Source organism: Micromonospora sp. BQ32 (assembly GCF_059358895.1).
In genome coordinates this window covers 60,447-87,194 of sequence record NZ_JCADBI010000011.1, presented here as the reverse complement: position 1 = coordinate 87,194, position 26,748 = coordinate 60,447, and the positions used below count along the sequence as shown (strand labels likewise).

Here is a 26,748-nt window from a genome sequence, read left to right as displayed (position 1 = left end):
CTCCGCGTGCAGCGGTCAGGGCGCCCACGGGGTGGCGATGCCCCAGGTGCTGTCGGCGGTCCACAACGTCGGCGTGTTGTACGCGTCGCCACCGGTGCCGTTGCTGAGCCAGACCTCCGAGTTGTAGTGCCGCAGGTACTTGCCTCGGAAGTTGTACGACTCCAGCGACACGCCGGTGCCGGTCAGCCCGGTACGGGCGCACCAGGTGGCGTCGGCGCGCAGCAGCGCGGAGCCGTCGTCCGGCGAGTTGCGGACCCGGGAGTTCTGGTGGCGCAGGTACTGCCCGGGGAAGTTGACCGACTCGAGCGAGTAGCAACCGGTGCCGGCCAGGCCGGGCCGGATGGTGTACGTGGCGTCGGCCTTGAGCAGGCTGGAGCTGGCGGCGTCGACCACCTCCGTGTAGGCCAGGCCGTCCTGGTGGCGTAGGTAGCGGTTGGTGAAGCCGGGCGTGGTCACCTGCAACGATCGGCGGGTGTTGACCGGCAGGGCGACGGGCGCCGAACCGCCGATGGTCTTCGAGGCGTTGATCAGGGCGGCGTTGGCGGCCCGCACCCGCGCCTGGTCCATCTTGATCACCTGCCGGTCGTAGGTGAGGAAACCGTTCAGTTCACCCTCCAGGTCGGTGATCTCGGTGTAGATCGAGGCACTGAGCCCCTTGCCGAGCATCAGGTTCTGGGTGCCCTGCACCAGCCCCACGTACCGGTCGGTGAGGGCGCTCGAACTGGACTGCCACTCGTACGCGAAGAAGCTGCCGCTCGGGCTGTACTCGTGGCCCGGCGTGTGCAGGCCCAGGCCGCCGAACTCACCGAGCACCGCGATCCGGCCGCTCGACGGTACGGGGGAGTCCGGCCCAAGGTAGACGTGCCAGTCGTCGATGTCGCCGTTTCCGGGGTCGCCGAGGGACTGGCAGCAGTTGTGGCCGCTGTGCGGGTTGACCAGACGTGTCGGGTCCTGGTTCTTGATGTTCTGCGCGACCCGCCGGGTGTCGGCGAGGGACCGCTCGCCCCAGCCCTCGTTGTAGGGCGTGTACGCGATCACGGCGGGTGAGCTGCGGTGCTCGTCGACGATCTCGCGTGCCTCGGCCTCGAACTGCGCCTGCTGGGCGTCGGTGGGGTCGACGTCCTGTGCGGTCAGCGATGGAATGTCCTGCCAGACCAGCAGGCCGAGCCGATCGGCGTGGTAGAACCAGCGCTGCGGTTCGACCTTGATGTGTTTGCGCACCATGTTGAAGCCCAGGTCCTTGTGCTTCTGCAGGTCGAAGGCGAGGGCCGCGTCGGTTGGCGCGGTGTACAGCCCGTCCGGCCAGAAACCCTGGTCGAGGGTGCCGACCTGAAAGACGAACTGGCCGTTGAGCTTGGGGCGCAGCACACCGTTGACCAGGCCGGTGGTGATCTCCCGCATGCCGAAGTAGTGCGTGGTCCGGTCCACCGTGGCGCCTGCGGCGTTGCGCACTGTCACCCGGAGGTTGTAGAGGAACGGGTCGTCGGGTGACCAGCGGCGGGCGTTGGGCACCGGCACGGTGAAGTCGGTGAAGCCGCCGGTGGCCGAGCCGACCACGGTGCCGCCGTTCAGCGCCTCGGCGAGCACGCTGTGGCCGCTCACGTCGCCCCGGGTGAAGACCCGGACCCGCACTGTGTTGTTGCTCAGGTTCGGGTAGACGTCCACGCTGCTGATCGAGGCGGCGGGCACCGGCTCCAGCCACACCGTCTGCCAGATGCCGGAGCTGGGGGTGTAGAAGATCCCGCCAGGTGTCTTGGTCTGCTTGCCGATGGCGGGCAGACTGCCGTTCTGCCGGGTGTCGGTGGGATCCCAGACCTTGACGACGATCTCGTTCGTCCCGGTGGTGAGCTGAGGAGTCACGTCGAAGGTGAAGGCGTCGTAGCCGCCGGTGTGCGCGCCGACCCGCACGCCGTTGACCCAGACGGTGCTCTGCCAGTCGACGGCGCCGAAGTGCAGCAGGGTCCGTCGACCCGACCAGTTCGCCGGGATGGTGACGGTGCGCCGGTAGAACAGGTAGTTGCGGTTGTCGTTGGCGGCCCGTTGGATGCCGGACAGGGCGCTCTCCACCGGGAAGGGCACGTTGACCCGCTCGGGCAGGTTGGTGCCGAACTGCGGGGCGTCGTCGGTCGTCGACTGGCGTAGCTGCCACTCGCCGTTGAGGTTAAGCCAGTCCGGCCGCGTCATCTGGGGTCGCGGGTACTCGGGCAGTGGTGTGCCGGCCAGGGCCTGGCTGGTCCAGGGGGTGGTCAGCGGTGGCGTCTTGGCCGGCGCGGCGTACGCCGGCGAGGTTGGCACGCCGAGAACGCCGGCGAGCAGGGCGAGAACGAGCAGCAGTGGCAGGGCGGGGCGGATGGGGACGTGATGTGTCATGCCGTCTCCGGGGGACGAGTTGCCGCGGGCGGTGCAGCCAAGCCCGAAGCGCGTGGGTGGTGGGCATCGGGTGGTCATTGACGGGGGACGGGCGTCAGCGACGGATGTCGGTGGGATTTCCACTCGCCGAAGGGAAGCAGCATATTGACATCCATCATCACCTGTATAACGTTATAGAGCCGCGCCGGGTGTCCCGTCAATGCCTGTTCGTCAATGCCCTGGCGGCCCGCCGGTCACGATCGCGAAAGGTTGGTGGATGGGCGTCAACCTGAAGGACATCGCCCAGCGCGCCGGCGTCTCGCTGGCCACCGTCTCGAACGTGGTGAACGGGTATCGACCGGTGGGGGAGCGGACCCGACAACGGGTGCAGCAGGCGATCGACGAACTCGGCTACAGCCCCAATCTCGGCGCCCGACATCTCCGCCGGGGCCGTACCGGCCTGATCGCCCTGGCGGTCCCGGAACTGACCAACCCCTACTTCGCCGAGCTCGCCGAGATCGCCATCTCGGAGGCCGCCGCGCTCGGCTACACGCTCGTCATGGAGAACACCGCGGCAAACCGGGAGGCGGAGCTGGCCCTCCTGGACGGTTCCCGGCAGCGCATCATCGACGGGCTGATCCTCAGTCCGGTGCGCATCGGTCGGGAGGAGGTGCTGGCCCGGACCGCCGGCAGTCCTCTCGTGCTGATCGGCGAGGGCGTCTACGACGTGCCGCACGACCACATCGCCATCGACAACGTGGCCGCCAGCCACGCCGCGATCCGGCATCTCGTGGCGATCGGCCGCCGCCAGATAGCGTTCATCGGCGCCACACCGGGCGGTGACCGGCAATCAGCCCACCTGCGGGTCCGGGGTTACCGGGAGGCCCTGGTTGCCGCCGGCCTGCCGTACCGACCGAGGTTGGTCGCCCGCACCGACGCTTTCGGCCGACTCGACGGCAAGCGGGCCATGCGTGATCTGCTGACCCTCGGCGACCCGCCGGACGCGGTGTTCGGTTACAACGACCTCGTCGCCATCGGCGCGCTGCGGGCGCTGGCCGAGGCCGGTCACCGGGTACCGGAGGACGTCGCCGTGATCGGCATCGACGACATCGAGGAGGGGCGGTTCACCGCCCCGACCCTCACCACGATCGCCCCGGACAAGAGGGAGATCGGCCGTCTCGCGGTACGCCGTCTCGTCGCTCGCATCGAGGGCGCGGAGGTCGCCGGGCCGCTGACCGTGCAGACACCGTTCCGGCTTCTCCGCCGGGAGAGCACCGGCACCCCGGGCGTCTGACAACCGGTCGCCGCACGCCGGGCGAGATCCATAACGCCGGTGGTACGACCCAGAGGGGATGACCCGCTAGATCCATAAATCTCAATATGATGACCGCTATCTCGACTGCGGTGCGCTCACGAGGCGTGCCACCCTGATGCGGAGGAATGCATGGTTCGCTGGCGTACCCTCACTGGCCTGCTGGCCACCGCGTTGGCCGCGGTGACCGCGGCCAGCCTCACCCTCACCGCGCCGGCCGCCGCGGCCGACAGCCCCGTGACGCCGAACGTCGTCGGCGGTACCCGCGCCGCTCAGGGCGAGTTCCCGTTCATGGTGCGTCTCTCGATGGGCTGCGGCGGGGCGCTGTACAGCCCCCGGCTGGTGCTCACCGCGGCACACTGCGTGGGCCGGACCGGCACCAACACCAGCATCACCGCGACGCTCGGGACGGTCGACCTCCAGTCGTCCAGCCGGATCACCGTCCGGTCCAACTATGTCTACCGTGCCCCCGGCTACAACGGCGCCGGCCGCGACTGGGCGCTGATCCGGCTCGCCAGCCCCGTCACCGGGCTGAGCACACTGCCGATCGCCAGCACGACCGCGTACGACAGCGGCACCTTCACCGTGGCCGGTTGGGGCGCCGCGCGCGAGGGCGGCGGCCAGCAGCGGTACCTGCTCAAGGCGACCGTGCCGTTCGTCAGCGACTCCACCTGCAACGCCAACTACGGTGGCGACCTCATCCCCGCCGAGGAGATCTGCGCCGGCTACGCCAGCGGCGGCACGGACACCTGCCAGGGTGACTCGGGTGGCCCGATGTTCCGCCGCGACGCCAGCAACGCCTGGATCCAGGTCGGCATCGTCAGCTGGGGCAACGGCTGCGCCCGACCCAACTATCCGGGTGTCTACACCCAGGTGAGCTACTTCGCCTCGTCGATCGCCTCGGCCGCGGCGAGCCTCGGCGGCTGACCGTACGACCGAGCGGGCGACCCGGACGACACGGTCCGGGTCGCCCGCTCGCGCCGTCCAGCCCGGTGGGTGGCGAGTGGGCCACCCGACAGATTCGGCGGGCCGTCCCTGGGGCACCGGCCGCAGCGGCGATGATGGGCCGGTGAAGATCCTGTCCATCCAGTCGTCGGTCGCCTACGGTCACGTCGGCAACTCGGCGGCGGCCTTTCCGCTGCAACGCCTCGGGCACGAGGTCTGGCCGGTCCTGACGGTGCACTTCTCCAATCACACCGGGTACGGCGCGTGGCGGGGCCCGATGCTCCCGGCGGCGGACGTGGCCGAGGTGATCGCCGGCATCGAGGACCGCGGCGTCCTCGGCACCGCCGACGCGGTGCTCTCCGGCTACCAGGGCGACCCGGCCATGGGCGCGGTGATCCTGGACGCGGTGGCGACGGTGAAGGCGACCAACCCGGCCGCGGTGTACTGCTGCGACCCGGTGATGGGCGACGCCGGTCGGGGCATGTTCGTCCGGCCGGGAATCCCGGAGTACCTACGGGACACCGTCGTGCCCCGCGCCGACATCATCACGCCGAACCACTTCGAGCTGGACTTCCTCGCCGGCCGTACGACGAACTCGCTGGCCGAGGTGCTCGACGCGGTCGACGTGGTGCGCGCGACCGGGCCGCGGCACGTCCTGGTGACCAGCGTGCTCCACGGCGACCTGCCACCGGACTCGCTGGAGGTGGTGGCGGTCTCCGACGAGGGCGCCTGGGCGGTGACCACGCCGCTGCTGCCGATCAACCCGAACGGTGGGGGCGACGTCACCGCGGCGCTGTACCTCGCGCACCTGTGGACGACCGGCTCACCCGCGACCGCGTTGGAACGCACCATCGCCTCCGTCTACGCCGTGCTCGAGGCGACTCTCGCGGCGGGCACCCGGGAGATCCAGCTGATCGCGGCGCAGGACGTGATCGCCGACCCGCCGGCCCGTTTCACCGCCCGCCGGCTGCGCTGACGGCGGGTCGCGGACCACCGGCTGCGCCGACGACGGACGCGGAGCGGTGGCGGTCAGCGGCCCTCGGGGACGGCCATCTCGCCGAGCAGCGACCAGTCCTCCTGCGGCACGGTGGCGTTCACGATCCGCGGCGTCTCGGCCAGGTACGGCGGCAGGGTCTTCTGGGCCGTGCGGAAGTGAGCGGACTGGACGTGGGCCGCGCCAGCCTGGTCGTCGCGGAACGCCTCGACCAGCACGTACTCGCTCGGGTCGTCCAGGCTGCGGGACCAGTCGAACCACAGGCAGCCCGGCTCCGCGCGGGTCGCCTCGGTGAACTCGGCGGCGATCTGCGGCCACCGGTCGGCGTGCTCGGCCAGGACCCGGAACTTGGCGGTAATGAAGATCATGGCACCAGGCTACCCAGCCGGGCGGGCCCGGGCGATGACCTCCTCGGGGGTCAACGGCGCCTTCGGGTGGTGCGTCAGGCACAGCGGGGTGCGGACCTTGACAAACGAGAACCCCTCCCCGGCCGCGTAGAACTCACCGCTGTTGAGCAGGCCGATGTCCGGCAGCCGCCCGCCCTTGGCCTCGGCGAGCTGCCGGGCCGCGTCAATCTGCGCCGGCGCGTTGAGCAGCCCGAAGAACTGGGTCGTCGCGTTGCCGGAGATCTGGTTGTGCAGACCCTTGGGCGCCTGGGTGGCGAAGACCAGCCCGAGCCCGTACTTGCGGGCCTGCGAGGCCAGCGCGATCGAGCTGGCGGTGCAGGCCGTGGTGCCGGTCGAGGGAGCGAGCGTCTGCGCCTCGTCCATCACGAACAGCCCACCCAGCGGCCGGTCGCCGGCGGGGTGCCGCTTGATCCACGCGAAGAGCGCCATCTGCAACTGGTTGACGAAGCTCTGCCGCTCCTGGTCGGAGGTGAGGCCGACGAAGCTGATCACCGACACCCGGGCTCGCCGCCCCGGCGACGGCGTCAGCAGCAGCCCCGGGTCGGCCGGTGCGCCGACCCCGCCGAAGAGCGGATCGGTGACCATCGCCGCCTTGAGCGCCTCGGCCAACTCCTCGGCGAGCTTCCCGGCCCGGGCCAGCCGACTGACCCCCTCGGGCAGGTCGGTGAGGAACTCGGTGAAGCCGGGCAGGCCCACCATCCCACTTCGCGCGTACGCCTGGAGGGCCTCGGTGAGGACGGCCTTGCCCTGCTGGGCGAGGCGGCCTGAACGGTCGACGCCGGCCCGGGGCGCGAGCGCCTCCACGGCCGAGCGGACGGCCTGGTCGAACTCGTCTGGCCAGTCCCGCAGGGAGGTGAAGTCGGGCAACGGCTGGAAGCTCAGCGGCCGACCGGCGGTGACCCGGGGTGTCCACACCACCACCTCGGTGTGTGTGAGGTAGTCGGTGGCTCGTTCGGCGTCGCCGGGGCCCCAGCCGCTGGGCGGGTCGGGCCACGCGTCGCCGAGCCGGGCGAGGTCGTTGTTGGGGTCGAGCACGATCGCGGAGACCCCCTCGCGGGCGCACTCCTCGACCAGCCGGCGGATGAGCACGGTCTTGCCCGAGCCGGACCCGGCGAACACGACGGCGTGGCGACGCAGCGACTCCAGGGGCACCGTGAACGGGTGACCGCCGTCGACGCTGCGCCCCAGCCCGACGGCCCGGCCGCCGCCGTCGACCACGGGGTCGGCCGGGTCAGCGGGTACGGGCCCGGCCGCCGCCGCACCCGTCGACGCGCCCTCGGGGACGTCGGCGACCGGCACCCTGGTCGAGTCGGAATCGGGGCCGCCCGACGGTGGCTCGCCGTCGTCGGGCGGCGTCGTCGGGACGCTGCCGCGCGTCCCGTCGGGCCCGGGCAGGACCGTCCGGAACAGCTCGGTGCCGCTGGCCGGACGACGGGCCACCAGCCACTCCTGCAAGGCCGTGGACGGCTCGGTCGCCATCACCCGCAGTGCCGCGAAGACCCGCAGGTCCGCCTCCGGCACGGCACACCGCAGGCCGCCGGCCGCGTCGAAGCCGGTCAACACCTCGGTCGTACGCTTCCCGGTCGGCCACGGACCGTTGCGCAGCAGGATCAGCCGCCGTTGCGGCAGGTCCCGGTCCAACCCTGCGAGGGTGCACGCGGCCTTGACCCGGGCGGTGACGGCGATGGCATTGGGATGCGCGATGGCCCGGAAGCACCAGTGCGCCTCGTTCTCGGTGGCCTCGTCGAGCACCTCGATGAGCCGCCCGTGCAGCGCGGGCTTGCGCCCGGGCGGCGGATCGTACTTGTAGGTGGCGCCGGTCGGCGCCTGCTCGGCGATCCAGGCGGCCAGGCCGGCGGCGAGCAGCGGCGGCATGTGCTCGTCCTCGCCGGCCGGGTCGACGGCGGCCGACACGTCCGCGGCCTCGACCAACTCGGCGAAGCGTGTGTCCAACTCGTGCAGGCGGCGCTCGTCGGTCGTGGGGTCGGCGGAAGCGGCACGGGCGGTGCTCACCGTCGGCGTCGAGTCGGCGCCGTCGATGAGCCGGTCGAGCTCGACCACCTCGTCGCTGTCACGGCACCAGGCGATGTGGCGGTCCACCCGGCGGAGCAGGGCGCGCGGCGTCAGGGTGGGTGCGTCGGCGAAGGCGGCGGGGGCGATCGGCCAGGTGGGGTGCGGTGCCACGAAACGCGGGCCCGCGAACGCGCCGGCCAGGCGTTTCGCCACGATCGCCCGCCCGATCTCCGGGGTGGGGATCCGGTCCGGCAGGGTCGACGTACGGAAGCGGTCGGCGACCGGGGTGGGTGCGGTGCGGGTCATCAGCACCCAGGTGTCCGGCAGGCACGAGACGACGACCAGTGTGCGGCGGGTGATGTCGCGGAGCTTGAGCAGGCCGTCGGCGATCGGGCCGAGCACCTTGGCCTGGCCATCCTCCAGCCCCTGATGGTGGTTGAGCAGTGAGGTGCTGGTCTGGGCGAACAGCGTGTCGAGCTGGTCCACGGCGATGACCGTGGGGTCCAGAGTCAGGGCCATCAGCCGGGAGATGTCCTGCACGACCTGCTGCGGGGTGCGGATCGCGGCGCTCAACCCCCACGCCGCCCGCGCGGCCGGGTCACCCGGTTCGGAGATCAGGTGGGCGTAACCGACGTCCTGTGCCTCGAAGTCGATGGCGCCGTGCAGGACGAGCGCCCGGGCGGTGTCCTGGGCGTCCCGCCCGACCTCCCGGTCGCGCTCACGCAGCGCCCAGATGAAGGTGTCGAGCTGCGCGCGGGTCACCGGTCGGGTGCCGGCGACCGCGTCGCGGACCTCCACCGGCAGGCCGAGCTGGGGGGTGAGCCGACGCAGGAAGGTCTTCAGCTGGGTGCCCCAGCCGACGTGGGCGCGGCCCATCCCCTCCACCAGGGCCAGGGCCACGCTCTCCCAGAACGTCTTGCCACTGACCATGTCGACCAGGAAGAAGTAGCCGCCGTCGCGCTGGATCCGTTCGCGGACCGCCCCGAGCAGGTGCGTCTTGCCGGCGCCCGCACGGCCCTGCATGGCCACGCCGAGCGGCATGCTCGTGTCGTCGGTGCGGGCCCGCGCCACCCCGCGCAGGATCTCCGCGGCCACCTTCTCGTGCAGCTCCGGCACGTTGTGTGGGCTGGGTCGCCAGACGTCGTCCGGGGTGACCGCCGGGTTGAGGCTCACCGCTTCCAGCGCGGCCCGCTGGTCGTCGGAGATCATGCCGGGCCGATCGCCAGGGCGTGGTTGTCCTCGTTCCCGATGCGGACGGCCGCGGCCCGGTCCCGTGCGGTCAGTGACTTGGTGTTCGCCACCGGAATGATGCGGACGTCCGCCCGGCCGACCATCGCCCGCAACGCCGCGTCCAGGGCGGCCCGGTCGGTGTCGGCGAGCCGATCCCGGACGTCGGCGAGGCCCACCCAGGCACCCGGCGCGGTGGCCAGCTCCCGGTACGCCGAACGAACCAGCACCTCCACCTCCGCCGCGGACACCGGTGCCACCGCGGCGGGTGCCGCGGTTTCCGCCGGCGTCGATGCCGCCGCCGGTGCGTCGTGCCGAGGCGCGCTGGCCGCCGCGGCCGTTGCCTCGGTCTGCTTGAAGAAATCGCCGTGGCTGACCCGGAGCCGGTCCAGCGAACGGTGCAGATTGGACAGGACGACGAAGAGCGAGCGGGTCGTCGAGCCACCCTGCTTCGGCGGCGGGGAGGCGTGCAGCTGACGTGCCACCCGCCAGCCCTCGTCGGTCAGCTCGTGGGCGAACGGCCGGTGCGACCGGTCGGTGTCCACCAGACCCAGGTCGACGAGCTTCTTGTTGTCCTGGCCGGTCAGTGTGAAACCGGCCAGCTCACGCAGCTCGACGTTGGTGAGTCGGCGCGCCTCGACCATCAGCACCACGAGGGCGTTGATCTGGTTCGGCGTCAGGTGCGGGACGTGCGCCGGGCTCGTCATGATGTCTCATCTCCGTGGGGGTACGTGCCGCCCGCGCGTCGCCGGGCCAGCAGCCGACGGATCCCGTCGACCACCGCCGGCGCGTCGGTGAGCACCTGCTCGTTGGTGAAGCGGAGCACGTCCAGCCCGAGGAGTTGCAGCTGCACGTCTCTCCGCCGATCGTTGGCGAAAGCGATTCGCCCACGATGCTCCGGGCCGTCCACCTCGACCGCAAGACCCTCCACGGGCCAAAACAAATCCAGTCGGTACGCCGCGCCCAGGACGTGCCACTCGTAGGTCTGGTTCCACCGCCGGCCCCGAGCCCAGTCGTGCGGTGCGAGCGCCCGTTCCAACGCCTGCTCGGCGGCGCTGTCACCGCGGGGCACACCCGCGATCGGCGGCCAGGCCAGCACCGTGGACCCCGGCTCGGCGGGGATGGTCGGGATCCGTTCGATCGTGCTGGCCAGCCCGGCGAATCGCGGCGGCAGCGGCACCGGCACCGATCGCACCCGGTCGGCGTGGCGCAGCGGGCCACCGGCCAACCACACCGTGAAACCGCCGTGCCGCACGAACCACTCGGCGGCGGCCACCAGCGTCCGCTCGGCATCCGCAGCCAGGTCAGGCAGGGCCACGACGAGGACGCAGCCCTCCCGGTCGTACGCCTCGGCGATGACCCGGGCGAGCCCGGCGGCGCGTACCCCCGGGGCGAAGCGGGACCGGCCGGTGGGGCGGCGTGGACCGCGCAGCCCACGCTCGGCGAGGTCGGCCAGGAACGGGCCGAAGTGCCGGGAGCGGGCGGCGGTACGGGCCGCGAGGGCACGCACCGCCGCCACACCGAGCGTGCCCTCGCTGTCGATCCGGTCGGCCCCGGTCAGCCAGCGGGGGAACATCGCGAGGGCCGCGGTGTCCAGTTGGTCGAGCAGGGCGTCCACGAGGTCACCGAGAGGACCGACCGCCGTGGGTCGGTAGTGCACGATCGCGGGCGCTGCCGGTGGCAACGGGTCGAGGGCCACCCGCAGCAGCTCCGGGTCGACGCCCGGCAGGTGACTCACTCGCCGCGTCGGCGGGGCGGCCCACCAGGCCCCGTTGGCGTCGCCGTTGGCCCGGACGGGGTACGCCATGCCGGCACCCTACGACACGGGCGTGCGCGACCGGTGACCCCTCGGTGACGGAAGGCGGTGCGGTCGCCGCTCAGCGCAGCCGGCGGATGTCGCCGTACGCGCGGTAGTAGCCACCGCGGCTGGACTCGCGCACCTCGGTCACCAGGTAGCGGGCGCCCGGCTCGCGAATCCCCTTGGGGAACTGCACCGACCAGTCGCGCCGGTAACCGTCGGACAGCACCTGAACCCGCAACCGCCCCCGATCGTCCAGGCACTGCACGACCACGCCCGCGCCCGAGTCGCTGGTCACCTCGACGATCGTCGGTTGCACCGGCTGGGGCGCCTGCCGTGGGGCCTTGATGTCGCGCACCTGGGGAACATCCCCGGCCTGCGCCGCGCGAATCGCCGGCTCGCTCGCGTCGATGCAGGCCAGATGGCCACCGGTGGTGACGACGTAGAGCCGGTCGTCGTGGTACTGCATGGAGTACGCCGAGCCACAGCCGGTGCCGAGCTTCCACAACCGGGTGCCCGCCGCGTCGAAGCAGTAGATCGAGGACTGGCTGTCACCGGCGAAGACGTACCGGCCGCCCTCGGCGGTGGCGCAGGAGAAGACCGGGGCGTCGCAGCGGTAGGTGCGTTCGAGCCGACCCGACTTGGAAAGCCGCACCACCTCGCGGGTGCCCGTCCCGGCGAACACACTGCCGTGCTCCTGCCAGCCGAAGAGCACCGAACCGGTAGTGGTGTGCCACAGTTCCCCGCCGGTACGCCACTCGTAGCCGGTCACGCCCCGCGAATGACCGTGGTAGATGGCGTCGTCGTCACACCGCACCATCCAGGCCGAACGCCCCCGCCCGGGGCGACGCCACAGGAACTCGTCCTCGTGGTCGACGGCGGTGATCCCGCCGTCGGCGTCGGAGACGCCGAGGACCCCGTCGTGGATGTCCAGCCAGTAGATGTCGATCTCCGGTGCGATCGCGTACGCCACCCGGGGCACCTTGCCGGACAGGTCGTAGACGTTGCCGTCGTCGCAGCCGGCGTAGATCCAGGCGTCGTCGGCGACGATGCACTTCACCCCGTCGGGGAGGCGGACCTGGCTGCGCACCTGGGCGTCGTGGTCGAGCGTGGTGATGACTCCGTGCTCGTTGCCGACCATGCAGTGCTGACCGTCGACGAAGATGCCGAAGGCGGGGGCGCCGGAGTCGTAGCGCCAGAGCACCGGGGCGGTGCGGGCGGTGGAGCGGGTGCTGACGATCTGCCGCCGCGACACGGTGCGCTTCTGCCGGACACCGGGGACCGCAGGCGCATAGCCCTTGCGGACCTTCTCCCCGATCTTCTTCGCCGCGGCGGCCCGGGCCCGGGCGTTGTCCGGATAGGCGCTCGCCTTGACCTGCCCCTGGTCGCCGATCCGGCCGTAGCGCACCGTCAGCGTGGCGTTGTCGACGATGACCTCGTAGAACTTGTGCGCACCGTCCACTTCGGACAGTTCGAGGTAGGTCGTCTCCTGGGACATGGGGGGCCTCCGAGGGTCAGCGCGGCGCGATCCGGCCGGCGCGGCGACAGTGACCACACGTTAACCGCGCCCCCCGACAGAACCGGCGTCCGGCCAGCGCAGCGCGTCGTCGCGGAGCACCGCGTGCGCGCCGACGCTCCGGTTGACGATCTGCGTCACCCGCACGTGTGTCGCATCAGTGCAGGCTAGTGGCCACGTGCGGCGGGCAGGAAGGTGCGCGGTGGGTGCCGGGCGCACCCACCGCGCACGTCTCAACCTGGGCGATGTCAACCCGAGGTGCAGGAGCGGATCTGTGGGCGGGCGCTGCTGTTGCCGTTGGTCATCGTGGTGAAGCCGAAGGTGTTGCCGCTGCCGTTGGGTCGCATGGTCATGACGGTGCCGCCGCTGTCCCAGGTGGCGGTGCCGTTCCAGATGGTGGTGACCCGCTGCGGCGCGGTGATGGCCACGACGACCGTCCACGCGCTGGCGCCGCTGACCGTCATCGACGTGTTGTACCGGTCGCCCCAGACGTTCGTGGTCGCGGCGGTCGCGGTGCAGGTGCCGCCGGACGGCGGCGGGCTGTCCGGCGGCGGGGTCGTGCCGTCGGGTGCGACCGCCCGGCCGGTGGACGGTGAGATCATGCCGGGGCACAGGTTGCGGCTGGTCAGGTTGGCCATGATCTGGGGGATCGCGTCGCGGGTGTTCTGGATCCCGTCGTGCATCAGGATGACCTGACCGGCTTGGAGCCGGCTCGCGTTGGCCACGATCTGGCTGACGCTGGCGCCGTTCCAGTCCTGGGAGTCCACGTCCCAGAGCACCTGGCGCATGCCGAGCGACGACGCGACGGACTGCAACGTGGAGTTGGTCTCGCCGTAGGGCGGCCGGAACAGCACTGGCCGGCTGCCGGTCGCCGACTGGATCGCCGAGCTGGTCTGGGAGAGGTCCGACTGCATCTGGGCCTGGCTCATCGAGGTCATGTGGGCGTGGTTCCAGCTGTGGTTGGCGACCCACATGCCGGCGGCCACCTGGGCCTGCGCGGCCGACCGGTTGTTCTGGACGTTCTGCCCGACGTTGAACATGGTGGCCCGTACGCCGTTGCTGCGCAGCACGTTCAGCAGCGCGCTGGTGCTGCCGGTCGGACCGTCGTCGAAGGTGAGGCCGACGTAGCCGTTGCAGGTGGCGGCGCTCGACGGGGTCGAGGTGGCCGCGAGGACCACGCCGCACATGGCGACGGCGGTGGCGAGGACGGCGAGCGCCGCCCGCAACCGCCTCGACCACAGGGCCGTGCTGCTCATCTGGTGCCCCTTCGCGCAAACCCGGACGCGCCCTGGGGTGCGGGCAGCACAGTCCGGACTGGTGTGGATGAGTGGGTAGGTGGAGCCGAAACCGCGACGAAGCCGATCGCATTGACCTCAGTGGATCGGAGTATTGCAGCGAGAATTCCAACGCGTCAACAAGTTCCGGAACATCCTCGGAACAACGCGGGGGGTCATGTGGGGGCTGGCCAGGGATGCATGGCGGCTGTGAGCTTCCGTGGGGATCTCGATCATGTCGATCGATGAGCAAGCGCTCGACATGATCCGGAAAGACGTCGGAATTATCGACGTCGATCGCCGGTTCGCCCCGACGCCAGCCGTGCGAAATAGTAAAGGTTGTGAACAGAAGATGTTACAGTCACCTCGGTCGATGTCCGTTCGGATTTCGGCCAGTGAGGTCCCAGGAAGGAGTGATCACATGACGAGACTGCGCGCGCTGGTCGCGCTGGCGGCACTGATCGTCGCCGGCGGGCTGGTGGCGGTCATCCCGGCCACGGCCGCGTCGGCGGCGGCCTGCTCAGCATCGTGGCAGGCCTCGGCCGTCTACTGGGGAGACGCCCAGGTCGCCCACAACGGCCGCAACTACCGGGCGAAGTGGTGGACCCAGAACGAGGCGCCGCCGGGCACCACCGGCGTCTGGGAGGACCTCGGCACGTGCGGCGGGGGCACCACGCCGCCCACCGGGGGGACCTGTAGCTACCCGAACTGGACCGCCGGGACCTGGTACGCCACCGGGGCGATCGTGCGGTACACCAACGGTTCCTACTACATCGCCGAGCACGACAATCCCGGGTACGACCCGGTCGTCAGCACCTGGTACTGGGAGCCCTACACCTGTGGCGGTCAACCCCCGACCACCCCGCCGCCCACCAACCCGGGTGGCTTCGTGGTCACCGAAGCCCAGTTCAACCAGATGTTCCCAGGTCGCAACTCCTTCTACACGTACTCCGGACTCGTCGCCGCGCTCAGCGCCTACCCGGCGTTCGCGCGCAGCGGCAGTGCCACCGTCCAGCGCCAGGAGGCCGCGGCCTTCCTGGCGAACGTCTACCACGAGACCGGCGGGCTCGTGCACGTGGTCGAGCAGAACACCGCGAACTACCCGCACTACTGCGACTACGGCCAGCCGTACGGCTGCCCCGCCGGGCAGGCCGCCTACTACGGTCGCGGACCGATCCAGCTCAGCTGGAACTTCAACTACAACGCCGCGGGGAACGCCCTCAACCTGCCGCTGTTGACCAACCCGTGGCTGGTGCAGACCGACGCCTCGGTGGCCTGGAAGACCGGTATCTGGTACTGGATGACCCAGAACGGGCCGGGCACCATGACCGCCCACAACGCGATGGTCAACGGCGCCGGGTTCGGCCAGACGATCCGCAGCATCAACGGCTCGATCGAGTGCAACGGCGGAAACCCCGCCCAGGTGCAGAGTCGGGTCACCAGGTACCAGCAGTTCGTCGGCATCCTCGGCGTGCCCGCCGGAGCCAACCTCTACTGCTGATCCGTGGCCGGGCCTCGACGTACGTCGGCCGGACGGGGTCGAGGCCCGGCACATCGGCCGCCGGGCCCGGTGGGGGCGGCGGCCGTTTCGGCGCGATCAACCCGTTGACACGGCCGTGCTGCGCCCGGAACTATCAGCGGCAGTCCACCGCCCCGACGTTTGTTGCTCACGAACTCTTATGACAACGATGTCAGGGCCCGCACCCGCTCCACTCTGCCCAGACGTTCGACGTACTCGACCCGGTTCGAGTCGAAAGGCTCCGTCCCTCATGTCGCATATCCCCCTTGCGCGCCCGCTCACTCCCCGCCTGATCGCGGCGACGACAGCCGCCCTGCTACCGCTGGGCCTGCTCGTCGCCGCGCCCCTGGCGAACGCCGCCCCCACCCCCGCAACGCCCGGCAACTTCAGCTCCTCGTTCGAACCCGCCGACCCGCAGCCCGCCACCAGCACCGTGGAGGTTGGCGCGAACGGAAAGCCGGTCCAGGCCAACCTGAGCGGCAAGGTCGCCACGCTGCCCGGCAGCCTGCTCGGCCAGGTCAGCGCCGTGACCGCGAGCGACGAGAACCAGCCGCGAGAGGTCGCCGCGAACCTCAAAGACGACGATCCGTCGACCAAGTGGCTCGTCTTCCAGTCGACCGGCTGGGTGACCTACCAGCTCGCCAAGCCGGCGACGGTGGTGCGCTACTCGCTGACCGCCGCCAACGACGCGCCGACCCGGGACCCCAGGGACTTCGTCGTCCAGGGGTCGAACGACGGCAGCACCTGGACCGACCTGGACAAGCGCGCCGGCGAGAAGTTCAGCGGGCGCTTCGCCACCAAGACGTACAGCTTCACCAACCCGAACGCCTACGGCTTCTACCGGCTCAACGTCACCGCGAACTCCGGTGACTCGCTGGTACAGCTCGCCGACTGGAACATCAGCGACGGCTCGGACGTCCGCCCGCCGGCCACCCCGATGGTCAGCGTGGCGACCGCCGGCCCGAACGGCGGCTACACCACGAAGCCGGACGCCGGGTTCACCGGACTGGCCGCGCTGCGCTACTCCGGCGGCGCCGAGGGCAACGGCCGGGCGTACGCGACCAACAAGCTCTTCGACGTCACCATCCCGGTCGGGCCGAAGACCCGACTGTCGTACAAGATTTTCCCCGAGTTCACCAACGGGGACGGCCGGTACCCGTCCACCTATGCCGCCGTCGACCTGCGCTTCACCGACGGCAGCTACCTGAGTGGCCGCTCACCCGCCGACCAGCACGGCTACCCGCTCACGGGCGCCGGTCAGGGCGCCTCGAAGGTGCTCTTCGCCGACCAGTGGAACCTGGTGCAGGCCGACCTCGGCACCGTCGCGCGCGGCAAGACGATCGACCGCATCCTGCTCGCGTACGACAACCCGCAGGCCACCGGGGAGACCCGGTTCCAGGGCTGGCTCGACGACATCGAACTGACGGCCACCCCGGCGTCGATCGACGGCTCGAAGCTGACCAACTACGTCGACACCCGACGGGGCACCAACTCGACGGGTGGTTTCTCCCGCGGCAACAACCTGCCGATCACCGCCGTGCCGAACGGGTTCAACTTCTTCACCCCGGTGACCGACGCGACCTCCGACTCCTGGGAGTACGAGTACCACCGGATCAACAACGCGGCCAACCTGCCGATGTTGCAGGGCCTCGCGATCTCCCACGAGCCGAGCCCCTGGATGGGTGACCGCAACCAGATGTCGGTGATGCCGGTCGTCGGCGGCGGGCCGCTCACCGGTCAGCCCGCCACCCGTGCGCTCGCCTTCCGCCACGACGACGAGACGGCACAGCCGAACCTCTACCGGGTCACGCTCCAGAACGGCCTGGTCGCGGAGATGTCGCCCACCGACCACGCCGGGATCATGCGGTTCACCTTCCCCACCGGACAGGCGACCGGAAGCCTCGTCTTCCACAACGGCACGTTCACCATCGGCACGGACGGCACGTTCACCGGCTGGGTCGACAACGGAAGCGGCCTGTCGGCCGGTCGTAGCCGGATGTTCGTGTCCGGTGCCTTCGACCGGGCGCCGACGGCGTCGGCCGCGACGTCGGCCACCTTCGACATCTCCGCGTCGCGGGAGGTGACGATGCGCCTCGCGACGTCGTTCCTCTCCGTCGACCAGGCGCGCCGGAACCTCGATCTGGAGGTCACCGGTAAGAGCTTCGACCAGATCCACGCCGCCGCGACGGCCGCGTGGAAGGACCGGCTCGGTCGGGTCGAGGTGCGGGGCGCCACCGAGTCGCAGCTGGTCACCATGTACTCGAACCTGTACCGGCTGAACCTCTACCCGAACTCGCAGTCGGAGAACACCGGCACCGCCGCCGCGCCACGCTGGCAGTACGCGAGCCCGGTCTCGGCGCCGACCGGCGCGTCAACCCCCACCCGAACCGGCGCGAAGATCGTCGATGGGCAGATCTACGTCAACAACGGCTTCTGGGACACCTACCGCACCGTGTGGCCCGCCTACGCGCTGTTGTACCCGGACGTCGCCGCCAAGATCTCCGACGGGTTCGTGCAGCACTACCGCGACGGCGGCTGGATCGCCCGCTGGTCGTCCCCCGGCTACGCCGACCTGATGACCGGCACCAGCGCGAACGTGGCGCTGGCCCAGGCGTACCTCACCGGGGTCAAGCTGCCCGACCCGCTCGCTGCGTACGACGCGGCCGTCAAGGACGCGACCGTCGCGTCCGGCCGCAGTGCGGTCGGGCGCAAGGGCATCGAGACCTCCCTGTTCCTCGGCTACACGCCGACGTCCACAGGGGAGTCGGTGTCCTGGGCGCTGGAGGGCTACATCAACGACTACGGCATCGGCAACATGGGCGCGGCGCTCGCCAAGGACCCGGCCACACCGAAGTCGGAACGCGCCCGGCTCCAGGAGGAGTCGCGGTACTTCCTGGAGCGGGCCCGCAACTACGTCCACCTCTTCGACCCGAAGACGAAGCTCTTCCAGGGCCGTGACGCCGCCGGCACCTTCCTCGCCGGTGACCCGCTGGACTGGGGTGGCGTCTACACCGAGACGAACGGGTGGAACTTCGCGTTCACCGCCCAGCAGGACGGCCGGGGCCTGGCCAACCTGTACGGGGGGCAGAAGGCGCTGCGGGACAAGCTCGACGCGTTCTTCACCACCCCGGAGAACGCCGACCGCCCCGGTGGGTACGGCGGCATCATCCACGAGATGCTCGAAGCGCGCGCGGTGCGGATGGGTCAGCTCGGCATGAGCAACCAGCCCTCGCACCACATCCCGTACATGTACAACGTCGCCGGCGCGCCGGCCAGGACCCAGGAGACCGTACGGGAGATCCTGCGTCGTCTCTACGTCGGCAGTGAGATCGGCCAGGGCTACCTGGGCGACGAGGACAACGGCGAGATGTCGTCCTGGTACATCCTCAGCTCGCTGGGCATCTACCCGTTGCAGGCCGGGTCGTCCGAGTGGGCGATCGGCTCGCCGCAGTTCACCCGGATGACCGTGCACCGCAGCAGCGGCGACATCGTCGTCAACGCGCCGAACAACAGCGCGGCGAACGTCTATGTGCAGGGCGTGTTGGTCAACGGCAAGAAGCAGCGCGGCCTGTCCCTGGACGTGGCCGCGCTGGTTAAGGGCGGCACCATCGACTTCCAGATGGGCCCCAGGCCGTCGTCCTGGGGCAGCGGCAAGAACGACGCGCCGCCGTCGCTGACCAAGGGAGACGAGGCGCCGAAGCCGTTGCAGGACGTCACCGGCCCCGGGCTCGGCACCGCGACCGCCAGCGGCGGTCAGGACGCGTCGAAGCTGTTCGACGACTCGTCGACCACGCAGCTGACCTCCACCTCGGCGACCCCGCAGATCACCTGGGCCTTCCGGGGCGGCAAGCAGAAGCCGAAGTACTACACCGTCACGTCCGGGGCCGGTGCGGGCGATCCGGCGGACTGGCGCCTCCAGGGCTCCAACGACGGCCTCACCTGGACCACCGTGGACTCCCGCACCGGTCAGGTGTTCCCGTGGCGCAACCAGACCCGCCCGTACGAGATCGACAAGCCGGGACGCTTCGCGCAGTTCCGCCTCGCCGTGACGAAGACCGTCGGCGCGGCGCAGACCACCCTCGCCGAGATCGAGCTGCTCGCCGGGGGCGACCTCGACCTCGGTGGCGGCGACATCACGGTCACCGCCGCGGACGGCGTGCACGCGACCACCGGCGTACCCGTCTCGGTGCCGCTGGCCACGGTCACCGGCGGCGATGCCAGCGGATACCAGGCCACCATCGACTGGGGTGACGGCACGCCGGTCACCGCGGGCACCGTGACGTTGAGCTCGCGGGCCGTCTACCGCATCGGTGGGTCGCACACCTACGCCACGCCCGGCTACCACCAGGCGAACGTCACGGTGACCGACGGCGAGAGCCAGAGCTCCGCGACGGTCGGCGTCGAGGTGGCGTACGCACCGGCCGCCGGCCTCACCGCCGCGTTCGACAACGTCTGCGTCGGTGACGAAGGGGTCCTCGCGGCAGACTGTGACGCCAAGTCGTGGGCGTACTCGCGGGCCGCGCTGGCGGCAGGTGGCGCCACCCAGGGCCAGCCGCAGCAGGTTCCGGGCACCGCGCTGCGGTTCACGCTGCCGGTGATCCCGGCCGGGCAGCCGGACAACGCCACCGGCAACGGGGCGACGGTCGTCCTCGACCTTCCGGAGGACGCGAAGAGCATCTCGTTCGTCGGCGCCGGAACGCAGGGCAACCAGAGCACCACCGGCACGGCGACGTTCAGCGACGGCAGCACGGCCAGCATTCCGATCCAGTTGAGCGACTGGACGCTGGGCGGCAACGCCAACGGCACCCCGTCCTACGGCAACATCATCGTCGCCCGGACGGCGTACCGGTTGCAGGGCACGAGCCGTGACGGCGCCCAGCCGTTCCTGTTCGCCACCGCGCCGTACCAGATCCCGGCGGGCAAGACGCTGGTGTCGGTGACCCTGCCGACGCAGACCGGTGACCCTCGCTCGGCGGGTCGGATACACGTGTTCGCCGTGGCCAACGACGGCACGCCCGCCCCGGCGCTGGCGACCGTCGCCCCGAAGGACCAGACGGCCACCGCCGGGCAGGCCCTCGCGGCGAACCTCGGTACGGTGACCGGCGGCGTTCCCGGTACGACGGGCTACCGCGCCCGGGTCCAGTGGGGTGACGGCACGGTTCCGGACGACGTGACGATCGGCGCGTCCGGCGCGATGAGCGGCCAGCACACCTACCCGCGGGAGGGCACCTACACGGTGCGCGTCACCGCGTGGGACACGCAGTCGAGCAGCACCGAGTCGTTCACCGTGACCGTGGCCCGGGGCGGATCGCAGCCGGCGATCGCGCTGTCCGCGTCCGGCACCGTCACCACCGGTGGCGCGATCACCGTCGACGGCAGCGGCTTCGCCGCCGGCGAGCAGGTGACGGTCAGCGTCGGCACCGACCCGGGCCGGGCCATGAAGGTCGCGGCCTCCGCGACGGGAACAGTTCGTGCCTCGGTGCCGACCTCCGGTGACGCGCAGCCCGGCCGGTACGCGGTCACCGCGACGGGCGCGTCCTCGCGTACGCCGGCCACGGCCACCGTTCAGGTGACCGGGGAGCCGGAGGCGCGGACCTACCAGCCGCGGGTGGCGCTGTTGACCACCTCGGGGCCGCGCGGTACGTCGATCATGGTCGACGGTTCCGGGTTCGCGCCGAACGAGACGGTCACCATCGCGTTCGGAACCGGGTTCGCGGTCAGCACCGTGCGCGCGAACGGTGACGGCGTCATCTCCGGCGCGACGGTCAGCGTTCCGGGTGCGGCGAAGGCGGGCGCGACCAGCGTCACGCTGAACGGCGCGACGTCGGTGACGAAGGTGTCCCGACCGTTCACCGTCACCGGCTAGTACCGAGCCGGGGACAGCGCAGCCGCGTGGGGCGGGCCGTGATCACGGCCCGCCCCACGCCGCGTGGAAATGATCAGCTCTCAATGCGGTGGCAGCAGCGCGTCGACCAGGTCGCGCAGCGGCCCGACCAGGTCCTGTTCGGTGGCGGAACTCAGCGGTTCCAGCTGGATCGACGAGCGCAGCACCGCGACTCCGATGCCGGCGGCGAGGGCCATCTGCGCGCGGAGCAGGAGCTGTTCGCTGCCCGGTTCGCCGGGACGCCACCCGCGAGCCGCCGCCAATTGTTCGCTGGAACGGACCAGGACGCCGCGCCGGATCTCGTCGGCGCCCGCGTCCCCGGATGACCGCAACAGCAGTGAGAGCTGGCTCGACAGGCCCGCCGCGCCGAGGTCGGCGATGTGCCGGGCGATGGCCTCGGGCATCCGGTCGGCCGGCGTCTGACCGGTCGTTCTGCGCAGCTCGTCACCGGCCGCCCGCAGGCACGCCTCGAACAGGCCCTCCTTCGACGTGAAGTAGCGACTGATGAGCGCCACGTTGACGCCCGCGTCGTCGGCGATGTCCCGGACGGTGGTGGCCGCGTAGCCGTCCCGGGCGAAGCGCTGGCGCGCGGCGTCGAGCAGCAGCTGCCGGGTCTCGGCCGCGTCCCGCCGGCGACGCTGGGCCGGTTCGCCAGCGGTGTTGCTGGTCGTGGGGACAGGCGGTTCTGCTGTCACGACGCGTCCCTCCTTCGTTCTGGCTCGGTGGCGGTGCTGTCAGCAGTCGGGCAGCCCGGCGGCGAGGACATCGCTGGCAACGGTGGTGCTCTCCGGCGATATACCACCGGGTCATATCTATACCGCTGAGGTATCGCTCTCCAGACCGCGCCACCGGTCGTCACCCGCCCGCAAGTAAACATATGTTGACTTTCCGGCGGCCGCAACCTCCGGTGCGGCCGAGGGTGACGTAAACGACTGTTGACATGCCTCCCCGGCTGCGCATACTGGCTAAGTCAGCAAACGTTTACATCTAGTTCGGGGATCTCATGACCCACACCATCGAGGAGTCGACCCACCTCGGCTCCGCGCCCAGCGCCGCCCCGCGCGCCAACAGCACCCTTCTGGTGCTGTACCTCTCGCTGGGCGGCCTGGCGTTCGCGGTGCTGCAGTCGCTGGTGGCGCCCGCGCTGTCGACCATCGGAAGGGACCTGGGCGTCTCGACCGGAGACATCAGTTGGGTGCTCACGGCGTACCTGTTGGCCGCCTCGGTGCTGACGCCCATTCTCGGACGTCTCGGTGACATGGTCGGCAAGCGTCGGGTCCTCATCGGCGTCCTCGCGGCCCTCGCCGCAGGCACCCTGCTCGCCGCCCTGGCGCCCAACCTGACCGTGCTGATCGTCGCGCGGGCGCTACAGGGAGCCGCCGGAGCGATCCTGCCGCTGTCGATCGGCATCGTCCGCGACCAACTGCCCCGCGAGAAGGTCGGGGTCACCGTCGGCCTGCTGTCGGCGATCTTCGGGGTCGGCGCCGGTGTCGGCATCGTGGCCGCAGGCCCGATCGTGGAGCACCTGTCGTGGCACTGGCTGTTCTGGCTGCCGCTGGTCCTCGTCGTCGTCGCGTTGCTCGGCGCGATCTTCGGGATGCCCGAGTCGCGGGTCCGCACGCCCGGGCGGCTCGACATGCTCGGCGCGGCCGTCCTGTCGGTGTCGCTGGTCTCGCTGCTGCTGGCCGTGAGCAAAGGGCAGGGCTGGGGCTGGACCGAGCCGAAGACCGTCGGCCTGTTCGTGCTCGGGGCGGTCGCGATGGTGGTGTTCGTCCGGGTCGAGCTTCGGGTACGCGAGCCGCTCATCGACATGCGTCTGATGCGGATTCGCGGTGTCTGGGCCACCGACCTCGTCGCCCTGATCCTCGGCTTCGCGATGTTCGGGACGTTCGTGCTCGTACCGACCCTGCTGCAACTTCCCGCGGCCACCGGCTACGGGTTCGGCAAAACGGTGTCCCAGGCGGGACTGTTCCTGCTGCCCACCGTCCTCATGATGGTGGTCTTCGGTCCCCTCGCGGGTCTGCTGGACCGCCGCTTCGGTCCCAAGGTTCCGATGTTCCTCGGCACGGTCGCGGTCGTCGTCGCATTCGCGCTGCCGGCGCTCGCGCACGGCGCGACCTGGCAGGTGCTGCTCTCCGGGGTGCTCACCGGTGCCGGCATCGGCCTGGCGTTCGCGGCGATGTCCAACGCCATCATCGAGAGCGTCCCGGCCGGGCAGACCGGCGAGGCGAGCGGCGTCAACACCATCGCACGGACCATCGGCAGCAGCATCGGCGCGGCGGTCGTGGCGGCCGTCATCACGTCGAACAGCACCCCTCAGGGTCTGCCCACCGACACCGCGTTCACCGCCGGCTTCTGGGTGTGCGCCGGCGTTGCGGTCCTGGCCGTCTTCGCGGCACTCGCCCTGCCGTCGGCGCGTCGTCGCCACGAACAGGCCGTCGCCGCCGGGGTGGACGACCTTCCGCCCGAGCCGGTCGAGCTGCACCTGTCCCACCGGCACCACTGAGCAGACGCTGACCGGTGCTCATCCGCGCGGGCCGTGTCCACCTCTGGTGGGCGCGGCCCGCGCGGTTGGCGCGACCTCACGCTGCGCGCGGTGCGCCCAGGCGGAGCTGCCAGCGCGTGCCCTGGCTGGTGAGCCGGACGATCGCCAACGGCTCCACGTCCACCTGCCGGTATGCCGCCGTCGGCAGACCGAGGACGTGCACAACCGCGACCCGGATCACCAGTGGGTGAGTGACGGCGATGATGCGTCGACCGGCGCCGCGCTGCTCGTCCAGCCAGCTTCCGACCCGATCCCGTACGGCCGTGACGGACTCGCCGCCGTGCGGCGCGGAGTCCGGTGTGGACAGCCAGTCACGCAGCGCCCGCGGGTGCGTCTCGGCGATCTCGTCAAGCGACCGGCCGGACCAGTCGCCGTAGTCACAGTCGGCCAACGCCGTCTCGATCGTCGGCAGCAGATCGAAGGCGTCGGCGGTCTGCCGGGCCGCTGCCGCCGGGCTGGACAGGCAGGTGTCGTTCACGCCGAGGTGCCCACGCCGGTCCGGACGCGGGTGGGCCTGGGCGAGGGCGGCACGCAGGCCACCCTCGTCCAGGCTGTCGTCGGTGCCGCCGAAGCGGGCCCGGCGCAGAGCGGCGGTGTGACCGTGGGCGACCAGCCGAAGGCTGGTGTGGGTCACGTGCTCGGCAGCGCGGTGCCGGCCCGGCGTCGCCGCTCGTGGTGCATCAGAGCCGCGAACAGCAGGCCGATGCCGGTCCAGAGCACGACCTGGGTGCCGAGCGAGGCCAGCCGGAAATTCCACAGCAGGGTCGCGGGGAAGTCCGCCGGAACCTCCTGGAAGGATGGCATCACCACGTACGCCACTGCCGTGACCAGCAGGAACCCGCCCACGGCCGCGGCGGCGCGCAGCCACGGCGGCGCCTGGGCGCCGACCGACCGGTAGCCCAGCGAGCCGGCCCACACGGCCACCAGCCCCAGCACCACCATCAACAGGTAGGTGACGGTCCGTTGGTCGATGGTGGCCGGGTCGCCGACCGCCGGCGGGTTCGCCGGGTACTTGAGGAACGGCACGATCACCGCGCCGAGCAGCGCCGCGCCGGCCAGCAGCAGGCCCGACCGCCCGTCGTCGTCGCCGCGCCGCCGACGGGACAGCAGGACGTACGCCGTGGCGAGCAGGCCACCCATCGCGGCCCCGAACAGGGCGGTGGCCAGGAACAGGCCGCCGCGCTGACCTGTCCGGCTGACCAGAGCGTCCTCGTGATCGTGCGCACCAGCGGCAGGCTCGGCGTGCGTCGCCGCCTCCTCGATGGCGATGGCCGCCTCGACGTGCGGTTCGCCAGCGACGTACGCGAACGCCCCGGCGAGCAGGCCGGCGATCAGGCCGGCGAGCAGCCCGCGAACGAGGACGGCGACGAACGGGGGAGCGGTGGTGGTGTTCAGTGGCACGGGACACCCAGCAGGTGCCGGCCGTCGTGCATCAACTCGTGCAGGTACATCCCGCTGCGCGACACCGCCCCCTGGTCGAAGGCGACGAGGTAGGCAAGCAGGGCGAGCACGGCAACGGTCGCCAGAGCCGTCCACAGCAGACGTGCACTGCCAGCGGGGTGCACCACCGGCTGGCTGGAAGCGGAGCTAGACATGAATACACGAACCTCCCCAGGGATGACGCGTCCCCATCGCAAGGCTGCGGACGACCGAGCGTCCTGGCTCGCGGCCCCCAGTTGTGGTTGGGGAACCGCTCACAGTGGCGCGACCGCGCCGGATTCACACCGGCTTCCCTCGCGTCGCCGCAGATAGTGGGTCGACGGTATCGGTGCCACCTCAGACGGTCAACCCGGACCCCACGCCCCGCACGCGTCCCCCACCGGTCGGTCAGTGAGCCGGACCAGCCGCACGGTGCCGGCGGATTCGTCAGACCAAAAGGTGACACTGCCGGCGGCCGATTGTGGCGCGCGTTCCGCGACTTGGGAACAGCCTGTTACCGCTAACATGGTCAACCTGCCAGATCGGCTCTGTGGCTCCGGGTCGACTTGGAGGGTTCGATCAGCGGCTGGGCGGGGTGTGGGGTGGACGAGAACGCGCCAGGACGGGGTCCGGTGACGACCGGCGAGGTCGCGCGGCGACCGGGCATCGTCGACGCGCATCACCACCTCTGGGTCCGGGCGCGGCACCCGCAGCCCTGGATCGATCCGCACACCATGGCCGTGATCGACGACGACTTCACGCCGGTCGAGCTCGCCCCGGCGGCCCGGGCCGCCGGGGTCGCCCAGACCGTGGTCGTGCAGTCCGTCGCCGTTCGGTCGGAGACGCCCGAGCTGCTCGGCATCGCGGCCGACGACCCCCTCGTCGCCGGGGTCGTCGGCTGGGTCGACCTCACCGCCGCCAATGTCGACCGCCGCCTCGACCGACTACGGAGGGCGCGGGGCGGCGAACGGCTGGTCGGGATCCGCCACCTGGTCCAGTCCGAGCCCGACCCGTCCTATCTCGACCGCCCCGACGTGCGGCGCGGCATCGCCGCGGTCGGGGCCGCCGGCCTCGCCTTCGACCTTCTGGTGCGCCACCATCAGCTGCCGGCGGCCACCCGGCTCGTCCGTGACCTGCCCCAGGTGCGGTTCGTCCTCGACCACCTCGGCAAACCCCCGCTCGGGCGCGCCGATCTCGGTGACTGGCGGCATGACCTACGGGCGCTCGCGGCTGAGCCCAACACGACGGCGAAGCTCTCCGGGCTGGTGACCGAGGTGGACGGCGCGTCCTGGACGACGGCGGACCTGCGGCCGGCGGTCGAGGAGGCCCTCGACGTCTTCGGGCCGGATCGGCTGATGTTCGGCTCGGACTGGCCGGTGTGCCTGCTCGCCACCTCGTACATCCGCTGGGTCACGGCCGTCGGTGACCTGCTGGCTCCGCTGTCCGAGGACGACCGGGCGGCGATCTGGTGGCAGACCGCCGGCCGGGTGTACCGGCTGGCCCCGTCCTGACGCGGCAGCGCCTTCCTGACTGGGAACATAGCATG

Annotated in this window: 18 protein-coding genes and 1 riboswitch; of the genes, 7 read left to right on the top strand and 11 right to left on the bottom strand. The window is 71.1% G+C overall.

Annotated elements, in window-relative coordinates:
* Window positions 1-15: 15 nt before the first annotated feature.
* Entirely contained in the window at window positions 16-2,370 is a 2,355-nt protein-coding gene (locus AC5L30_RS21050; RefSeq protein WP_494869289.1) for an AbfB domain-containing protein, read from the bottom strand.
* Window positions 2,371-2,626: 256 nt separating this feature from the next.
* On the opposite strand from AC5L30_RS21050, the gene AC5L30_RS21045 reads away from it, so the two are divergent.
* From AC5L30_RS21045 to pdxY, 3 genes are all read left to right on the top strand, one after another.
* Window positions 2,627-3,643, top strand: coding sequence for a LacI family DNA-binding transcriptional regulator (locus tag AC5L30_RS21045; RefSeq protein ID WP_494869288.1), 1,017 nt, complete (start codon window positions 2,627-2,629; stop codon window positions 3,641-3,643).
* A 150-nt stretch (window positions 3,644-3,793) separates the two neighbouring features.
* Window positions 3,794-4,588: a S1 family peptidase gene (locus tag AC5L30_RS21040; RefSeq protein WP_238689401.1), complete on the top strand. Its 795-nt coding sequence runs from the start codon at window positions 3,794-3,796 to the stop codon at window positions 4,586-4,588.
* 142 nt (window positions 4,589-4,730) lie between these two features.
* Window positions 4,731-5,582 carry a pyridoxal kinase PdxY gene (gene pdxY / locus AC5L30_RS21035; protein WP_494869287.1) on the top strand — a complete coding sequence of 284 codons (852 nt, stop codon included), beginning with the start codon at window positions 4,731-4,733 and terminating at the stop codon, window positions 5,580-5,582.
* 53 nt (window positions 5,583-5,635) lie between these two features.
* Here the strand turns inward: pdxY and AC5L30_RS21030 are convergent, their stop codons facing one another.
* From AC5L30_RS21030 to AC5L30_RS21005, 6 genes are all read right to left on the bottom strand, one after another.
* The gene (locus tag AC5L30_RS21030; protein WP_494869286.1) at window positions 5,636-5,968 is read right to left on the bottom strand and encodes a putative quinol monooxygenase; all 333 of its coding nucleotides are present in this window, start codon (window positions 5,966-5,968) and stop codon (window positions 5,636-5,638) included.
* Between the two features lie 9 nt (window positions 5,969-5,977).
* Window positions 5,978-9,229 carry an ATP-binding protein gene (locus tag AC5L30_RS21025; RefSeq protein ID WP_494869285.1) on the bottom strand — a complete coding sequence of 1,084 codons (3,252 nt, stop codon included), beginning with the start codon at window positions 9,227-9,229 and terminating at the stop codon, window positions 5,978-5,980.
* On the bottom strand, window positions 9,226-9,954 hold the full coding sequence (locus AC5L30_RS21020; RefSeq protein WP_494869283.1) for a hypothetical protein: 729 nt from the start codon (window positions 9,952-9,954) through the stop codon (window positions 9,226-9,228). Before AC5L30_RS21020 ends, AC5L30_RS21025 begins: the two co-directional genes overlap by 4 nt.
* Window positions 9,951-11,054, bottom strand: coding sequence for an endonuclease domain-containing protein (locus AC5L30_RS21015; protein WP_494869281.1), 1,104 nt, complete (start codon window positions 11,052-11,054; stop codon window positions 9,951-9,953). Before AC5L30_RS21015 ends, AC5L30_RS21020 begins: the two co-directional genes overlap by 4 nt.
* Before the next feature lie 70 nt (window positions 11,055-11,124).
* On the bottom strand, window positions 11,125-12,543 hold the full coding sequence (locus tag AC5L30_RS21010; RefSeq protein ID WP_494869279.1) for a WGR domain-containing protein: 1,419 nt from the start codon (window positions 12,541-12,543) through the stop codon (window positions 11,125-11,127).
* A gap of 266 nt (window positions 12,544-12,809) precedes the next feature.
* Window positions 12,810-13,817, bottom strand: coding sequence for a polysaccharide deacetylase family protein (locus AC5L30_RS21005; protein ID WP_494869278.1), 1,008 nt, complete (start codon window positions 13,815-13,817; stop codon window positions 12,810-12,812).
* 439 nt (window positions 13,818-14,256) lie between these two features.
* Between AC5L30_RS21005 and AC5L30_RS21000 the strand changes: the two genes are divergently transcribed.
* Entirely contained in the window at window positions 14,257-15,336 is a 1,080-nt protein-coding gene (locus AC5L30_RS21000; RefSeq protein ID WP_494869277.1) for a glycoside hydrolase family 19 protein, read from the top strand.
* Window positions 15,337-15,604: 268 nt separating this feature from the next.
* Window positions 15,605-21,220 carry a GH92 family glycosyl hydrolase gene (locus tag AC5L30_RS20995; RefSeq protein ID WP_494869276.1) on the top strand — a complete coding sequence of 1,872 codons (5,616 nt, stop codon included), beginning with the start codon at window positions 15,605-15,607 and terminating at the stop codon, window positions 21,218-21,220.
* 80 nt (window positions 21,221-21,300) lie between these two features.
* Here AC5L30_RS20995 and AC5L30_RS20990 read toward each other — a convergent pair whose 3' ends face one another.
* A complete protein-coding gene (locus tag AC5L30_RS20990; RefSeq protein ID WP_494869275.1) occupies window positions 21,301-21,933 on the bottom strand; it encodes a TetR family transcriptional regulator in 633 nt (210 codons plus the stop codon).
* Window positions 21,934-22,241: 308 nt separating this feature from the next.
* Here AC5L30_RS20990 and AC5L30_RS20985 point away from each other — a divergent pair, with 308 nt between their 5' ends.
* Window positions 22,242-23,744 (top strand): MFS transporter, encoded by a 1,503-nt coding sequence (locus tag AC5L30_RS20985; protein ID WP_494869274.1) that lies wholly within the window; start codon window positions 22,242-22,244, stop codon window positions 23,742-23,744.
* 76 nt (window positions 23,745-23,820) lie between these two features.
* Here the strand turns inward: AC5L30_RS20985 and AC5L30_RS20980 are convergent, their stop codons facing one another.
* Genes AC5L30_RS20980 through AC5L30_RS20970 form a run of 3 tightly spaced genes read right to left on the bottom strand, consistent with a single transcriptional unit; the run spans window position 23,821 to window position 25,378 of the window.
* Complete coding sequence (locus AC5L30_RS20980) at window positions 23,821-24,417, bottom strand: histidine phosphatase family protein (RefSeq protein WP_494869273.1); 597 nt, start codon at window positions 24,415-24,417, stop codon at window positions 23,821-23,823.
* The gene (locus AC5L30_RS20975) at window positions 24,414-25,184 is read right to left on the bottom strand and encodes a CbtA family protein (RefSeq protein WP_494869272.1); all 771 of its coding nucleotides are present in this window, start codon (window positions 25,182-25,184) and stop codon (window positions 24,414-24,416) included. Before AC5L30_RS20975 ends, AC5L30_RS20980 begins: the two co-directional genes overlap by 4 nt.
* Complete coding sequence (locus AC5L30_RS20970; protein ID WP_494869270.1) at window positions 25,175-25,378, bottom strand: CbtB domain-containing protein; 204 nt, start codon at window positions 25,376-25,378, stop codon at window positions 25,175-25,177. The genes AC5L30_RS20975 and AC5L30_RS20970 overlap by 10 nt, the downstream gene beginning before the upstream one ends.
* 35 nt (window positions 25,379-25,413) lie before the next feature.
* A riboswitch (cobalamin riboswitch) is annotated at window positions 25,414-25,559 on the bottom strand.
* 275 nt (window positions 25,560-25,834) lie between these two features.
* Here AC5L30_RS20970 and AC5L30_RS20965 point away from each other — a divergent pair.
* Window positions 25,835-26,713, top strand: coding sequence for an amidohydrolase family protein (locus AC5L30_RS20965; RefSeq protein ID WP_494869268.1), 879 nt, complete (start codon window positions 25,835-25,837; stop codon window positions 26,711-26,713).
* Window positions 26,714-26,748 lie beyond the last annotated feature (35 nt).